The organism is Aeromicrobium sp. PE09-221, assembly GCF_002174305.1.
Classification (GTDB): domain Bacteria; phylum Actinomycetota; class Actinomycetes; order Propionibacteriales; family Nocardioidaceae; genus Aeromicrobium.
In genome coordinates this window covers 1-15,502 of sequence record NZ_MIJB01000032.1, presented here as the reverse complement: position 1 = coordinate 15,502, position 15,502 = coordinate 1, and the positions used below count along the sequence as shown (strand labels likewise).

General features: G+C 63.0%; 14 protein-coding genes. 5 read left to right on the top strand and 9 right to left on the bottom strand.

Annotation, left to right across the window (positions count from 1 at the left end; translation table 11 throughout):
- Positions 1-242: 242 nt before the first annotated feature.
- Together BHE97_RS16925 and BHE97_RS16915 are read right to left on the bottom strand one after the other, a co-directional pair.
- On the bottom strand, positions 243-1,010 hold the full coding sequence (locus BHE97_RS16925; RefSeq protein ID WP_236757760.1) for a DUF2637 domain-containing protein: 768 nt from the start codon (positions 1,008-1,010) through the stop codon (positions 243-245).
- Between the two features lie 1,276 nt (positions 1,011-2,286).
- On the bottom strand, positions 2,287-3,192 hold the full coding sequence (locus BHE97_RS16915; protein WP_236757759.1) for a helix-turn-helix transcriptional regulator: 906 nt from the start codon (positions 3,190-3,192) through the stop codon (positions 2,287-2,289).
- A gap of 742 nt (positions 3,193-3,934) precedes the next feature.
- Here BHE97_RS16915 and BHE97_RS16910 point away from each other — a divergent pair.
- On the top strand, positions 3,935-4,474 hold the full coding sequence (locus tag BHE97_RS16910; protein WP_170931478.1) for a DUF3152 domain-containing protein: 540 nt from the start codon (positions 3,935-3,937) through the stop codon (positions 4,472-4,474).
- Positions 4,475-4,506: 32 nt separating this feature from the next.
- Here the strand turns inward: BHE97_RS16910 and BHE97_RS16905 are convergent, their stop codons facing one another.
- Positions 4,507-5,442 (bottom strand): M56 family metallopeptidase, encoded by a 936-nt coding sequence (locus BHE97_RS16905; protein ID WP_087625217.1) that lies wholly within the window; start codon positions 5,440-5,442, stop codon positions 4,507-4,509.
- 3 nt (positions 5,443-5,445) lie between these two features.
- Entirely contained in the window at positions 5,446-5,826 is a 381-nt protein-coding gene (locus BHE97_RS16900) for a BlaI/MecI/CopY family transcriptional regulator (RefSeq protein WP_087625216.1), read from the bottom strand.
- Positions 5,827-5,903: 77 nt separating this feature from the next.
- Between BHE97_RS16900 and lnt the strand changes: the two genes are divergently transcribed.
- The gene (gene lnt, locus BHE97_RS16895; RefSeq protein ID WP_087625215.1) at positions 5,904-7,466 is read left to right on the top strand and encodes an apolipoprotein N-acyltransferase; all 1,563 of its coding nucleotides are present in this window, start codon (positions 5,904-5,906) and stop codon (positions 7,464-7,466) included.
- Between the two features lie 94 nt (positions 7,467-7,560).
- Here lnt and BHE97_RS16890 read toward each other — a convergent pair whose 3' ends face one another.
- The 5 genes from BHE97_RS16890 to BHE97_RS16870 all read right to left on the bottom strand — a co-directional run bounded on the left by BHE97_RS16890 (position 7,561) and on the right by BHE97_RS16870 (position 10,575).
- Positions 7,561-8,100: a copper resistance protein CopC gene (locus BHE97_RS16890; protein WP_170931476.1), complete on the bottom strand. Its 540-nt coding sequence runs from the start codon at positions 8,098-8,100 to the stop codon at positions 7,561-7,563.
- A 51-nt stretch (positions 8,101-8,151) separates the two neighbouring features.
- Positions 8,152-8,898 (bottom strand): cytochrome c biogenesis protein CcdA, encoded by a 747-nt coding sequence (locus tag BHE97_RS16885; RefSeq protein ID WP_087625213.1) that lies wholly within the window; start codon positions 8,896-8,898, stop codon positions 8,152-8,154.
- On the bottom strand, positions 8,898-9,425 hold the full coding sequence (locus tag BHE97_RS16880; RefSeq protein WP_170931475.1) for a TlpA disulfide reductase family protein: 528 nt from the start codon (positions 9,423-9,425) through the stop codon (positions 8,898-8,900). Before BHE97_RS16880 ends, BHE97_RS16885 begins: the two co-directional genes overlap by 1 nt.
- A gap of 38 nt (positions 9,426-9,463) precedes the next feature.
- A complete protein-coding gene (locus BHE97_RS16875; protein WP_087625211.1) occupies positions 9,464-10,123 on the bottom strand; it encodes a thioredoxin domain-containing protein in 660 nt (219 codons plus the stop codon).
- An 89-nt stretch (positions 10,124-10,212) separates the two neighbouring features.
- A complete protein-coding gene (locus BHE97_RS16870; protein WP_087625210.1) occupies positions 10,213-10,575 on the bottom strand; it encodes a DUF6153 family protein in 363 nt (120 codons plus the stop codon).
- Between the two features lie 162 nt (positions 10,576-10,737).
- Between BHE97_RS16870 and BHE97_RS16865 the strand changes: the two genes are divergently transcribed.
- From BHE97_RS16865 to BHE97_RS16855, 3 genes are all read left to right on the top strand, one after another.
- On the top strand, positions 10,738-11,118 hold the full coding sequence (locus tag BHE97_RS16865) for a BlaI/MecI/CopY family transcriptional regulator (protein ID WP_170931474.1): 381 nt from the start codon (positions 10,738-10,740) through the stop codon (positions 11,116-11,118).
- A gap of 85 nt (positions 11,119-11,203) precedes the next feature.
- On the top strand, positions 11,204-13,216 hold the full coding sequence (locus tag BHE97_RS16860) for a cytochrome c oxidase assembly protein (RefSeq protein ID WP_140400221.1): 2,013 nt from the start codon (positions 11,204-11,206) through the stop codon (positions 13,214-13,216).
- Positions 13,213-15,477, top strand: a complete 2,265-nt coding sequence (locus BHE97_RS16855; protein ID WP_087625207.1) for a heavy metal translocating P-type ATPase — start codon at positions 13,213-13,215, stop codon at positions 15,475-15,477. Before BHE97_RS16860 ends, BHE97_RS16855 begins: the two co-directional genes overlap by 4 nt.
- Positions 15,478-15,502 lie beyond the last annotated feature (25 nt).

Below are 15,502 nucleotides of genomic sequence, written 5' to 3'. Positions count from 1 at the left end.
GAAAGCTGATCCCACGCCCTGACGCCACGCCGCCGGTACGAGTAAGCAGTTCTGTCGGACGCACCCACTCCACACCTCGGCCGCGCCGATGCTCCTGCCTCGATTCCTGTTCCTCGGCTTTCGCGGTGGCTTCGTCGTTGAGATCGCGGTCCTCAAGCTCTCGGTTATGTCGTTGTCCCAGATCAGCGGCCTGGACCGCATCCGGCGCACCGCCAGGGCCAGCCGACTCTGTCGGCCCGCGGTCAGGCGTCGGGTCCGAACGGCTCCACGGCTGATGGTTCTGTTCCTGGTTGTTGGGGTTCATCAGTCCCTCTCCTTCTCCATGGCTCCTTTAGACTCCCTAGGGGCGTTGTCGCCTCCTGGCGCTCACGGTGTTCGCGAGCGAACCAGCGGCCCACCGTCGCCGCGTGCACATCAAGCTCTCGGGCGATGCGCTTGTTCGACCAGCCTTGGCTGCGTAACTCGCGGGCCCGATCACGCCGATCCCGCTGCGGCTTCGCTGGTCCGGACACCGGCCCGGGCAGCTCAGGTTTGCCGGTCGTCGGGGGAGTGACCGTGGTCAGCGGGGTCGGTTCGGCTGGATGCCTGTTATGTGGCGGGGACTCAGCTCGGGCGGATGGGCGGATGAGGATCACCGTCAGGTGGGTGCTTGCCAGCAGCACCACCGGAGGGATCGCCGCCACCGCGGCGGCCAGAAGTGCAGGCACACTGGCCTCGGCAGCGACGATCGCGTGCACGGAGTTCGCGGTGACCGAGATCGCGGCGGCACCGATCAGCAGCGCCCACGGATACCACGCGGTGGACTGCCCATCGAGGGCGACCACCGCGACGGTGGACACCACGATGATGCCGTCCACGATGACTGGCCATACCCACGCGTGCCCTGAACCGATCCCTGAACGTCGTGCCAGGTCCGCTAACGACATGAACGACAGCCAGAACGCCCCGCATCCGATGACCACCGTCCCGGCCACCGCGGTGACCACCGCCCCACGTCGCCCAGTCAACACGACAACCCCCGTCCGCGAAAGGCCCGTTGGGCAGGGCGCTCATCCATCCAACCGCCCGCAGTCGATGGCATCGATCCTGCGGTGCGTGGCGTCGGCGTGGGCGTCGACGACGGTCTCGGATGAGTGCAGCGGTAGGCGGATCGGACGGTGGCGACAACCTCCCGCTCACCCAACCCCGCGTGGCCCGCAGCCGCGATGAACACATCGAGCGCGTCTGCGGCTGGAATCCGATTCTCGGCCAGACGGCAGGCCGCCCAAAACAATCCACGATTACGTTCGCCCTCAGGCCGGCTCGCCACCCAAGCTGCCAGCCTCGACACATCAGCCCCCTGTCGCATGTCGGAAGGTGACAGCGGACGGGGTTCGGGGCGCGGGTCGAGAAAATCGCGCAGGCGGTCGGAATCCACCGGTCGCGCCGCCGCGATACCCACCTGGTGCAACTGATAGGTCGCCCTACCGCGCTTACTAGTGATCATTGAGGGTGGGACGAGCACATAACCACCGTCACCGCGAAAATCCACTCCAGAGCTGGCTGCCTGCCACGACCGCTGGACCACACCCCGAACTGTCGGGTAGTAGGCGTGCAATCCACCAGACGGCGTATCCACGAGAAACGACCAGCTTGGGACCAACCCGGCTCGCTTAGCACGGTCGAAGGCTCTGTAACCGTTGGCGGAACCATGGACATCAACATCGACGACCACCAAACCTGATACCCCACCAGTGGGGATGGCGAGGTTAGCCGTTGGATGCCGACGCCACCACGCCTTCACCTGTTGAAGGTTCGTGGTGGCGTCGTGAAATCCTCTCGGCGTCAACGGTCGCTTCTCTCCCGGAACACACGGGAAGATCGGAATACCGCCAAGGGCTAACAACTGCGCAGCTGTTGGCAAGGACACCTGTCCAACTGGCCTGGAAAAGACCGCAGCCAGAGTCGCATACCGGGTCGCCGTACTCCGCATCCCCATGCTCGAACCTCCTCCCGCCGGACCACCGCGGCGTGGGTGGTCTCATGACCATGAGGTGCGTCAGGAGAGCCAGCGGATCCAGCCAGACAGCAAACGAGGAGTAGCAACAGCGGCCGTCAGGGATCGATAGCTTGCCTGACGATTCTCTCCTGCTTAGCCGCTCCCGCAGGCGTCCGCCAGGAGGTAACCCCGTGATTTGAGAAGAACGCCGTCAACTACCGCAAGATCACCCTCGAAAGTTCAGCCATCATTGAGGTCGCTCGACCCCCAGCTGCTACTGCCGCATCTCAGAACGACAAGGGCTTAAGTCATTGCCGGTCTCCTCGACCGTCAAGTAACTGGCGGTACCGATGCGGTGATGCTCCGACCAGACGTCGAAACATACGAGCCGCGTGGCTGCGGTCACGCCAACCTACTGCGTTGGCGATCTCTTGCACCGATAAGTCCGAGCTGCGCAGTAAATCGGCCATCTTCTGGATTCGAAGCAGTGCTTGATAGGCTAGTGGGGTTTTCCCGTATGCATCCAGAAACACGCGATGCGCTTGCGACGGTGAGAGATGCACCGCAGCCGCAAGTTGGTTCAGGCTCCACCGTAATGATGGCTCCTCTTCTAGTAACTTGCGTATGTTCGAGGCCTCGCGGCGCACGGGGCGGAACCGGCGTGCACGAGGAAGTGAAGGCCGACTCCAGCTGGCTTCTTGCTTGGGTTCCGGCCCGCCGGGTCTAAAGAACGGTGACAAGGCATTCAGTACGGCTGCGAGATTCGCCTGCATTTGGAAGAATTGATCTGCACTCGCACCCGCCACGCTCAGATCTACAAGTTGATCGAGCCACGGTGAAACTGCGCACATCCGCTCCGATCCGAATCGGATGATTCGGGCCGGGTCAGGAAACTTCCTTGCGATGAACTCTCGTGCGTGATGCCGGTCTGTCAGAAAAGCAGAATGTTGCCAGAACGCTTGATCAATCAGATAGTCCAGATCCGCATAGATCGTCGTCGTTGTGATCGCACCTTCGGGATGACTCCCGCACATGGTGTTTGGTGCGAGCACGACCACGTCGTTGGCCCGCACTGGCTTTTCGCCGAACTCGCTGAATAATACTGCTGATCCACTGCGAATGAAAATGAGCTTTACACAATCGAATGCTCGTGAATCTACTGGGCGAGTAATCGTCTCTGTTCTTGCGACTATAGGCGTAAAGCGGTAATTCACGCTTCACTAACCTCGCCGTTCTGGATCATTGACGAATGACCGAACCCATGCCCGGCTACCTCATCCCGGGTTTGTCTAGCCATCGACCGCTGTTAATATCTACTGCTATGTGACATAGTCAGTAGGATTCATGTTCCTCCTGGCCCTCTTGTCGTCAGTTTTCGAGCGACCTCACATGCTCTTTGTGGCGAGCGGGCGTGCGGCCCCCATTCCCGTGCAGGGCGCGGGCGCAGAACTGGACTGCGACAGCATTGTTTGATCGCCGCTAAGGCACTCTACTATCAACCATAGTAGAGTGTGGTGGCAGGTCCGTGTGTGCGGATTACTGAATGAAGGTTGTTGCTGACCGCTGAGGTGTGAGTGGTGGATGTGAGTGGTGTGAGTAGCCCACGCCTCGCGCTGTGCACTGAGCTTGCGGTCGAGCGGCTCAGTCGAGTTCGTGCCCTCGGTGCCGATGCCTATGGCTAGTCGGTGGTATGCGGGTCGTTCCGGCAAGCACCGTAAGAAGCCCTCTTCACGCCGCCTCGTCGCGACCTCGATCCTGACGGTCTCATTGGTCGGTTCGGTGATGGGGGTCGGTATCGGCGTGTCCCGACAACAGACGGACATCGGATCCATGTCTCGGCAGAAAGCCTCGACGCCGCAGGCCGGAGGGACGCCGGACCAGGCACGGCGACCGTCTCGGTCAACCGGGCCGACTGAGACGGAGCCTGCGGCGCGTCCTCCGGCGGATGTTACTCAGGTGATCGATATCGCCGAGACCGGGCCCGGTAACTTCATCGTCTCTGCGCCGTCCGTTTCGCCGGACCACGACCTTGGGGCGGGGGAACTGACTTATACCGTCGAGATCGAAGCGGGTCTCCCGTTCGATCCGAGTGCGACGGCCGACGCAATCGATGGGATCCTCGATGACCTTCGAGGCTGGCCGGGTGTGGCTGGACGCGAATTCCACCCGGTTGCCGCCGCGGGTGAGCTGCGCATCCTCGTGGCTACTCCGGGGACCACGGACCAACTTTGCTCGCCGTTGGAGACCAACGGCGAGGTCTCCTGTCGCAATGGGGAATCGGTGGTGCTCAATGCCCGCCGCTGGGCGTTCGGTACCGAGGACTACCAGGACGCGGTGCCCGAGTATCGCACGTACCTAGTCAACCACGAGGTTGGGCACGCCATCGGCTACGCTCACGTCCAGTGCCCCGGGCCTGGAGAACCGGCACCGGTGATGCAGCAGCAGACCTACGGACTGGACGGTTGTCGACGCAACGTGTGGCCTACGGTCGCTTAGGACCCATTCTCATCTCGGGTATTTGGCGTTGGTTAGCCGAGGACGGTGGTGCATCCGATGATGATCATCTCCATCATAGGTGTCGTCGCTAGTGCGATAGGGGTCGCGAGCAGTGTGGTGGTGGCCAGGCACACCGCGAAGCTCTGTCGACGTTTCCATGGCCCCGCGCCGTTGGTCAGCCGTTGGACTCTGGCGAACGTGGCCACGTCACCGGCGCTCAGGCCAGGTTCGGGCGTGCCGGAGCCCAGCGTCACTAACGCACGAGCGAGGCCGTGGCGATCGTGTGCCGCGTCATCGGCTTGCATCTCGATGAGCGTTCGCACCTGTTCATGCGCGACAGTGAACAACCTCAGAGGTCTGAACGTACGGCGCAGCACGTCAGCTAGTGCGATTGCGATGTCGTGACGTGAGCGCAGATGCGACTTCTCGTGTGCCAGCACCAGTTCGAGTTGGTGAGCGTCCAGTAGTTCCAAAGCTGCGGTGGTGACCACGACCCGTTTTCGTAGTCCAGGTAGGCAATAGACCAGGGCTTGGGAATGCTCAACGAGTACGAAGCCGCCGGGGTGATCGCGTCCGAGCATTCGTAGGAGCCGCAGGTGGGCGCGGCGGCTGCGAGTGGTGTCGATCAGGGTCGAGATGGTCAGCCACAGCATCCACACTGTGAAGCCGGCGACGGCAAAGACGGCAGTGTAGGCGAGCCAGACCCCAGCTGGGGTCTGGTAGTGCTCGACGACTTCGGTGGGTGTCGTACGAAATAGTCGGGCGATCGGCTCGGCTAACGGCGACACGGGTGTTGCCAGCGTGAACCCGAAGAGGGCGACTGCAGCGACGACCGAGAGTGTCAGTGCGTGCCATGCCATGACACCCCAGCCTGGTGCCCGGCGTACCCAGGCAGACCCGAGTAGGAGGCGCGGACCGCAGATGATGGCGAGAGCGGCGAAGGCGAGGAGAACGATGGGGGCGAGCACGTCTTACTCCTCGGTGTCTATGTCGTCTGGCTCATCGAACTTGGCCAGCGCTGCCCGGAGTTGGACTTGTTCTTCGGCTGAGAGCTGCCCTACGAAGTTCAACAGGGTCGCTTTGCGGTCCGGGCTCTGATCCAGAACGTCCTCCAGCAGGCCCGCGGTGTGGGCTTCTCGGGACATGACCGCGTGGTACTGATAGGCGCGCCCATGTTTCTCGCGGTGTACCAAGCCCTTGCGATGGAGATTGTCGAGCACTGTCATCACCGTGGTGTAAGCGATTCGCCGTTCCTTGTGGAGATCCTCGACGACTTCTCGCACTGACACCGAGCGGCCCCAATCCCACAGGCGTTGCATGACCACGGTTTCCAGTTGTCCGAGCCGTCTCATTCAACCTCCATTTTCAGGGGAGTCATCGTCTACTATGCTACATCGTAGATCGGTTATTCATCCGTCCTCAGGATCCCATGTCTTCAGCTTTCGACGCGCCCTGTCGCATGTCCTGGTGGTCCGCGGCTGGGAGTGGACTGCTTGCGGCTTTGTCTTTTCCGCCGGTCAGCGCAGGTTGGCTCGCGCCACTTGCGATGGCCTTGCTGTGGGCCAGCTTGTCGCGCATTGAAGCAAGACGACTGTGGTCGTTGGTGGGGTGCGGACTCTGTTTCGGGCTGGCGTTCATGCTGGTGTTGCTGTGGTGGCTGAAGGATTCGATTGGATGGGGAGCCTGGTTCGGACTCTCGGTTGCACAAGCTGTCGCGGTCACGATTGCCGTCGTGGCGATGCGGGTGGTCGCCTCGCTGTCGGGTGGACCGGTGTGGGCGGCAGCGGTCTGGGGCAGTGTGGAGGCACTGCGCAGCAGCTGGCCGCTCGGTGGGATGCCTTGGGGACGACTCGGGTTTACGGCGATCGATACTCCTTGGCAGGCGTTGCTCGGCTACGGCGGGGTTTCCGGCGCTGGGTTCATGATCGCCCTGGCTGGGTTCGCGACTGCCCACGCTTGCAGCCGGCGGCGTGGGCCGGCGGTGGTCCTCATCGGTGGCACCTGTTTGGTTGCCGTGGCGTCCGCCGTATGGCCCTATCGGGTGCCGGCCACCGACACGGCCACGGTGGCTGCGGTGCAGGGCGGGGTGCCAGGAGACGGTCGAGACCTGGCAGCCAACCACCGACAGGTCACTCGCAACCACGTCGAGGCGACCTCGGACCTGGCACGTCGGCTCACCGGGGAAGAGCGGGACTCGCTGGCGCTGGTGGTCTGGCCGGAGAACGCCACTGCCGTCGATCCGGTCCGTGATCCTCTCGCCGGAGCGGAAATCAGGGAAGCCGTCGCTGCGATCGATGCTCCGCTGCTGGCCGGGAGTATTCTCGACGGCCCGGATCAGTCTAAGGCCTACAACCGTGGACTGCTGTGGCTTCCTGACGGCACCCGCGCCGGCGTCTACACCAAGACCCATCTGGTTCCTTTTGGAGAGTACATTCCCTGGCGACCTTTGATCGAGGGATGGTCGTCACGGTTCGACCGGATACCCCGTGACATGTTGCCCGGCAATGACGAGGGACCGATCGACGTACAGGGAATGCTGGTGGCCGATGCGATCTGCTTCGACGTCGCCTACGACGACGTGCTCCCCCGCCAGGTAGCTCGCGGAGCGCAGCTGGCAGTGGTGCAGACGAGCAACGCTACTTTTACCGGTACTTCTCAGCCCGAGCAGCAGTTCGCTATGACTCGGGCTCGCGCCGTCGAGTTGGGACGCAGTATCGTCGTGGCCTCCACTAACGGGGTTTCAGGGATCATCCGACCTGACGGCAGTGTGGTTCGGCGCGCCCCCAGCGGTCCGGCAGCGACGCTGGTGGCAGCTGTCCCTCTCGCGGAGGTGATCACGCCGGCGATACGCCTGCAGTTCATGCGCTCTGCCGGTCTCCATGCGGCCGGGTTTCTTGGCCTGGCTTTCGCCCTTGCTCGTTGGTCCCGACAGCGTCACTCCTCGAAGTTTCGGCGCGCCGGTCCTATGTCGACGCCCGAGCAACCGCGATGATGATAGGACGGGGCGACAGCGAGCATGCGGTGGCAGGCGGATTTGCGCCGCCCCTTCAGAGTTCGAAATGCTGCGAGCCACTGGTTGCCAACCACTAAGACTCACTGCTGCCGCCGTGGTCCGCGTCCTGAGGGTATCTCCGCCGCCGAGTGATCGCGAGAATGAACACTGCTGCGAGCAGGAGGACGCTGATGAGGAGCGCAGCGCCGGCGCCCAGAACGGTGTCACTATCGGCGCCTTTGATGGTGGCTTGCGGGTCCAAACCGGTCGGTATTCGTGATGTGCCGCCATCGTCGTTGGCGATGGCGAAGGTCGATGTTCCGGTGACGGGATGGCCGTCCGACGATGTGATGCGCCAGCCGATCGTGTAGGTGCCAGCCGGGCTTTCCGGCGCGATCTTCTGCGTCACGGTGGTGCCGTTGATAGTGGGGGCACCCAGCGCGATGCTGCTGTCGCTTGAGTCAACGACGGCAATGCTGGTCGTTCTTGGTGCCGGCTGTTCGTCCAGGGTCAGCTTGACGGCGTTGAGATCCTTGACGACGGTGTGGTCGGCTGGATCGACGTCGATGATCTGGCTATGGGCTGATGCCGGGCCGGTGCCGATGAGCACCAGACCGGCTACCAGCGAAGCCATGCTCAGGATGATCGTCGAGCGTGTGAGTAGGCGCATGGTGATCTCGCTAGGTCAGACGGGAAGGGTATAGCCGGCGATGAGGCCTTGCAGAGCGTTGACGAGGCGTTGCCACAATCCGGTCACGAGCAGCAGGCCGATGGAGATCATCAGGGCTCCGCCGATGCGCTTGAACAGCAACTGCCGTTGGCGCGCCCACGCCATGGTCCGAAGTGCCCGTCGGTACGCAATGGCGGCGAGGATGAACGGCCCTCCGAGCCCGATGCAGTAGGCAAGAGTGAGCAGGGCACCCCGGGACGCGCTCGCCTCGGTCATTGAGAGCGAGAGCACGGCGGCGAGCGTCGGCCCCAGACAAGGTGTCCACCCGACTCCGAACAGCACCCCGATGACGGGGGCACCGGCCAAACCCACCCGTGGCACCGCCACCGCTCCGACGCCACGGTCCAGCGCCGGGATCGCTCCGAGGAATGCCAGGCCCATCAAGATGGTGATAATGCCCAGTACGATGTTGACGGGCTTCTGATAGGCCAGGAGCTGGAAGCCGATGGCGCCGAATGCCATGCCGTACGAAACAAACATCGCGGTGAATCCAGCGACGAACAACGCTGCTCCTGCGATGATGCGCCAGTTCGTACGTTGTCCGATCTCTTCGACTGTCAGGCCGCTGACATATGACAGATAGCCCGGTAATAGCGGCATGATGCAAGGAGAGAAGAACGATATGAGCCCGGCGATCACCGCGATGGGCGCGGCTACGACGAACGCGCCTGAGGTGACCTGGAGGGCGAACCAGTCACCCATCATCGACGCCCTAGTTCTTGCTCGATGAGCTGACGTAGGGTCGTTTCGTCAACTTCGGAAAGGATCCGTGCCGCGACCTTGCCGTCTCGGTCGATGACGTAAGTCGTCGGTACCGCGGCCGCTGGCAGTGACTCGGTGAACGCGAGCAGCAACTTGCCGGCTTCGTCGCTGAAGCTGGGGTAAGGAACGTCGTTCTTTTGGACGAAGGCTTGCGATGCCGCCGGACTTTCTCGCACGGCGATCCCGAGGAACTGTACGCCTTGGTCTTCGAACTCGCGGGAGAGTGACACCAGCGTGGGCGTCTCCTTGCGGCACGGCGGGCACCAGGAGCCCCAGATGTTGATGACGAGGACGCCGGCGTCGAAGTCCCGTGAGCTCATCGGCTGTTCGGTTAAGTCGACGCCCGTCAACTCAGGCAACTCAGCACGCTCTGCTGGCGGCACGAACGTGACCGATCCATCGCCGGAGGCGAAACCGGCCTCGTTGGTCTCCTCCGTTGTCCCGCACGCTGTAACGATGGCCAGCAAGCTGCTACTGACTATGATCGCCAGCGGTCGCCGGCGTTTCATCGGCGGGCGATCGCGGCGTCGATCGCGTCGGTCATGTCTTGCAGGCTTTGCGGCTGCAGGGGTTCGTCGTCGATGAAGAACGACGGTGTGCCGCTGAGGTCGAGGGCGATGGCCGCGTCGTAGTCCTGCTGGACGCGTTGGGCGACCGAGTCGCTGGCGACGTCGCGGTCGTACTGGTCCAGGTCGAGTCCGAGGCGTTCGGCGTAGCTGCGGAACAGCTCGGACCTGTCGTCTTGGCTTTCGCCCCAGCTGGCCTGGGTCTCGAACATCAGCTGGTACATCGGCTCAAGGGCGTCTTGACGGGCGGCGGCCTCGACCGCGTGGGCGGCGTTGCGGGAGTTGCGGTGGCCCGGGAGCGGGAAGTAGCGCACGACGAAGGTCACCTTGCCCGCGTACTGTTCGCGTAGGTCTTCGATGACCGGGTAGGCCGCGCCGCAGGCCTCGCATTCGAAGTCCAAGAACTCCACGAAGACCGGAGCGTCGGGGTTATCGGCTTCTTGCAGCCGATGACTGTTGTCCTCGACGGTGCTGACTTCGGCGGCGGCTTGTTTGTCTTGATCGGAACTGCTCATCTGGAACAGTACGAGCGCGGCGAGGGTGAGCAGAGCGGTGATGACGACGGCCAGGGTGACGATGGCACGGGTGGTACGGGACATGGGGACTCCAAGGAAAATGACACTGGACAACGACGAGATGGGCACGCCGCAGCATGCCCATCGGACCGGTCTGAGGACCGGCATTGTTGTCAGGTTCGGGAGATTCCCAGCGCGGAAAGTGAAGGTTTATCGGCCAACACGTTCCATGCAGCGATATGCGGCACCACGACATTGGGGTCAGGAGCCCGCGAGCGCACGAAGTACCAGAAGCGGCTCGTGGGAACACGCCAGGCGATGACGAAGCCGATCAGCGCGAGAATGCACCCGATGGCCACGGCCGCATGACCTGGATCGTCGGCGCACGAGTCGCACGGCACCTTATCGGCGGAGCCCGCGAGCACGTGACCGGCGTCGACGGCCACTGCCGGCGCGGGCGACTCGTGTCCCGCCGCGAAGGTGTGCAGTCCGAGCACGCCGAGCACCAAGGCACCGACGAACACACCCAAGCTCATGCGCAACCTCACGACGGCACCTCCTCGGGAAAAGTATTCCTGACGCTTCAAACCACCTCTGGTGTCATTCGGCGGCTCTAGGGCCTGGGGGTATGAGGGACAATGGAGACTTGAGCCTCTACAATGAGTAGAGTTGTAAACCGGCGACGGAGGGTCGGTCCAGTGGAAGACGCAGCCAGATCGCGGCGCTCGCGTGGCGAGCTTGAAGCTCTGGTGCTGCGCACGCTGTGGGACAACGACTCTCCGATGACGGCGAAGGAGTTGCAGGCCGCGCTGCCGGGTGCGAGGCCCGCGCACACCACTGTCCTGACGGCACTGGAGCGATTGCGTGCGAAGGGCCAGATACGTCGTGTTGGGGAGGAGCGACGAGGGGTGCGGTTCGCTGCGACGCGCACCGAAGAGGAATACATCGGCTTGGCGATGCTCGACCGGCTGGACCATGCGCAGCGTCGGAGTGCGGCACTGCTGCATTTCGCTGGGCAACTCAGCGATGAAGATGTGGCGGCGCTGCGCAAAGCATTGGAAGATCAGGGCGACGGCTAGAGGTGGCGCCCGCCGCTTACCGGCGGGCGCCGGTGGACACTCCAGTCCCGGCATGGTTGTTCTCTACGATATGTAGAGTAGCTGCGTGAGTGCTGAACTCTTCACGCCGGTCGTCCCCGGGCGACGTCTTGCCGGACGCGTACTCGCGTTCGTTCTGTTTTTGGCCGTGATCGCCGTACCGGTGATTGTCACTATTGTGCTGGGCGAGGACGCCAACGATCGACGCGACTATCCAGGCAGTCCGGCCACAGGGGCAGTCACGGCGGCGGTTCGAGCAGTGGCGGACATGTCTGCCATCCTCACACTCGGCGCCGCGGTGTCGGCATTGTTCTTGCAGAGGCTCCGGATGGCCAAACAGTTGCGGCTCACGGATTCGTTCGACGTGCGCGTTCTGCGTGGCGCTGCGGGCTTATGGATGGTCTCTGCTGCAGCGTCGGTGTTTCTCGAAGCCGTGGACTCGAACGGGATGAGTTTGTCCAGGCTTCTCGAAGAGGGTGCGTTCTGGCATCTGGTGAGCACGAGCCTCTATGCCCGTGCCTGGTTCGTTGCTGCCGTCGCGGCCATGGTCATCGTGGTGATCACCTATTTCAGTTACTTGTGGTGGCATCTGCTCGTGCCGTTGATGCTCGCAGTCGTGGGCATTCTTGCGCCGGTGGTTGTCGGTTCAGTGCTGGTCGGTCCGAACCATGACTTCGGCGGCGACGCGGCGGTCATCATGACGGCTCTGTCACTGAGCGCACTCGGCTGTTGGACCAATCAGTTGTTTCGCATCGTCTCGGGCGAACCGACCTCGGGTCAGCTGGTACGCCGATTGGTGCTCTGGACTGTGACGGCCATGCCGGTGGCACTCGCTGCCGAGGTCGTGATCGTGTGGTTCAAGCTCGCGGGTACCTCCCTGACTGGTGGGTTGGCCGGATGGCTCAGCTTGGTTCGGCTGGTGAGTCTCCTCGCCATCTGGGTCATCACCTTCGTCCTATGGCGTCGAAGCCGTGGCGATGCGACGGTGGCTGGAGAGCGTGCGGTTTTCTGCATCGTCTCGCTGGGAGCGGCCTCGGTGGCCGCGCAGGTGGCGATGACGCGGTTCCTCTCACCCCAGTACGACGTGGAAACCTCGCTGGCCGAGATTTTTTTGGGCTTCGATCTTCCAGATTCACCGAGCCTGGCCGTGTTGCTCGGGCAGTGGCGTCCGAACCTGTTGTTCTGCGCGATCGCGGTGGTGCTCATGGTCGCCTACGGGTTGGGTCTGCGACGCCTCCGCCATCAAGGTGACAGCTGGCCGGTAGGGAGGTCGGCGGCTTGGTTTGCTGGCTGCCTACTGCTGATCGCGGCGACGAGTTCAGGCTTCGGGAAATATTCAGGGGCCGACTTCGCGGTGCACATGGGCGTGCACATGGTCCTCAACATGCTGGTGCCGTTGTTGTTAGTGCTGGGCGGGGCAGTTACGCTGGCGCTGCGGGTGACCCGAGCTGGTGGGCCGTCCGGGCCGCACGAGTGGATCACGGGGCTGCTCCGTTCACCGCTGGCGCGGGTGGTCTACCACCCGCTGGTCGTCTTCGTGGTGTTCGTTGGCTCCTATTACGCCCTCTACCTGACCGGCCTGTTTGAACAGATGGTCCGAAGCCACTGGACGCATCAGTTGATGAACCTGCACTTTCTGCTGATCGGTTACCTGTACTACGGACTCGCGGTCGGAATAGACAAAGTCCCGCACCGACTTCCGCATATCGCCCGCCTCGGTTTCGTGTTCGCCGCGATGCCGTTCCACGCGTTCTTTGGCGTCATCATCATGTCGACGGGCACGATCATCGCCGCGGAATACTACGCCTATCTGGATATGTCCTGGTCCACCGACTTGCTGGCGACCCAGCGTCTTGGGGGCGGGATCGCCTGGGCTGGTGGCGAGATCCCGCTTCTCATCGTGGTGCTGACCCTGGCTGCGCAATGGGCACTCAGCGACGCACGTGAGGCTCGACGCAAGGACCGGCACTTCGATACCGGGCGTGACGACGAATTCGAGGCCTACAACCGCATGCTCGATCGGTTGGCGGAACGGCCATCGACCCGTAACTCTCCGGGCCGACGAGGAGACGAATCATGACAGCGAGCAAGCAGTCCGATGAGCGCACGACTGTGCTGCAACTCGACATCGGCGGGATGACCTGTGCCGCCTGTGCCGGTCGGGTCGAGCGTGCCCTCAACAAGCTCGACGGCGTGCGGGCAACGGTCAACCTCGCCACCGAAAGGGCTACCGTCGGCGGGCTGCCGAAAGATCAAGTGCACCGTGCCGTTGAGGCTGTGGAGAGGGCCGGCTACGAGGCGCGTGAACATCAGGCCGACGAACAGTGGTCGGTGGCCGCCGCCCGGCGACGGCTCAGCGACCTGCGCATTCGGCTGGTGGTCGCCGCTTTGATCACCGTGCCTCTCATGGACCTGACTATCGCGCTTGCCCTCGTACCCCGGTTGAGGTTCGACTACTGGGATATGCTCTGCGTCCTGCTGGCGATACCGGTCGTCACCTGGTGCGCGATGCCTTTCCACCGAGCCGCCTGGCACAACGTGCGACGTGGCGCGGTAAGCATGGATACCCTCGTGTCGCTGGGTATTGTCGTCTCGTTTGGCTGGGCCGCAGCCTCTGTGTTGCTCGGGCTTGCCGATGACTCCGGATTCTGGATCGGCTTCGGCAAGGTGCCCGCCGGTGCTGACGCGCTCTACCTGGACGTCGCTGCCGGGCTTACAACATTCCAGCTTGCCGGCCGTTACTTCGAAACCAGGTCACGTCGCAGGGCGGCAGACATGCTCGAAGCGCTCGGTGAACTAGCTTCCCCCGAAGCCAGGGTGATCCGTGGAGGCGAAGAGTATGTTGTTGCCACCGAAACGGTCAGCGTCGGTGAGACTATCGTGATCCTGCCCGGCGAGGTGGTTCCCCTCGACGGAACCGTTCGGCGCGGCGTAGCCTCGCTCGATACGTCACCGGTCACCGGCGAATCGGCGTTACGCGCCGTGACCGAATTCGATCATGTTGTCGGCGGCGCGTACAACATGGATGGACGTATCGTCGTCGAAGTCACCGCAGTTGGTGCCGACACTCAACTCGCGCAGGTGGCCGCCATGGCCGAAGAGGCGCAAGAGCGAAAAGCACGTATTCAGCGTCTCGTCGACAAGGTCGTGAGCTGGTTCGTCCCTGCCGTCATCGTCGTCGCCAGTCTGACAACCATCGGTTGGTTCACCGCCGGCGCACCACTGGGCCAAGCGCTCGCCATCGGCATCGCTGTGCTGATCATCGCCTGTCCCTGCGCGCTCGGGCTCGCCACTCCCATGGCGCTCATGGTTGGTGTCGCCCGGGGAGCCCGCGGCGGAGTGCTTGTGCGAGGCCAGGATGCATTCGAGGCCAGCGGCACTATCGACACAGTTGTCCTTGATAAGACCGGCACGCTGACTACGGGCAAGATGCGAGTGAACCAACTGGCAGTAGTGGATGGCTTCGCTACGGACCAGGTGTTGCGATGGGCGGCTTCGGTTGAGAGCGGTGCCAGCCATCCAGTCGCCCAGGCAGTGGTCGACTACGCCGCAGATCGGGGAATCGGGGTCACTGAGCCCGAGCTCAGCGAAACGGTCGCCGGCCGTGGTGTCCGTGGGTGGGTCGACAATCGGCGGATCGATGTGGGAACTGTCGAGATGATGACCGAACTCGGCTACGAACTCGGTGTCCTCAACGATGACGTTCGCGACCAGCGTGAGACCGGCTCGACCGTGATAGTCATCGCAGTCGACGGCCGCTGCTGCGCGGTCATCGGATGCGCCGACACACTCAAAGACTCCGCCGACAGCGCTATCAAACGTCTCAAGTCCATGGGTCTGGATGTCGGTTTGCTTTCCGGTGACCATTATCGAGCTGCCAGTGTTATCGCCGACCGTCTCGACATCGATCTCGTGCTCGCCGAGGTGCTGCCGGCGCAAAAGGCGCTCGCAATCGGAGAACTTCAACGACGTGGGCGTCGGGTGGCGATGGTCGGCGACGGAATCAACGACGCCGCGGCTCTTGCCCAAGCCGACCTCGGACTCGCCCTCGTCACAGGGACCGACATCGCGATGCGATCAGCCGACGTGATCCTGCTCCGCGACGACCTCGATGTCATCCCCGATGCCATCGAATTATCACGCGCCACCCTCAGGACCATCCGAGGCAATCTGATGTGGGCGGCCGGCTATAACGTGGCCGCAATTCCGATCGCCGTGGCAGGGTTTCTCAACCCACTCATTGCAGCCGCCGCAATGGCGTGCTCATCGCTCTTCGTTGTTCACAACAGCCTTCGGTTAGGCAAACACGCAGACCGTGAGAGGCTTCGAGCAGCCAACTGAGATTGAACCGCCCCAGGTTCGCTGC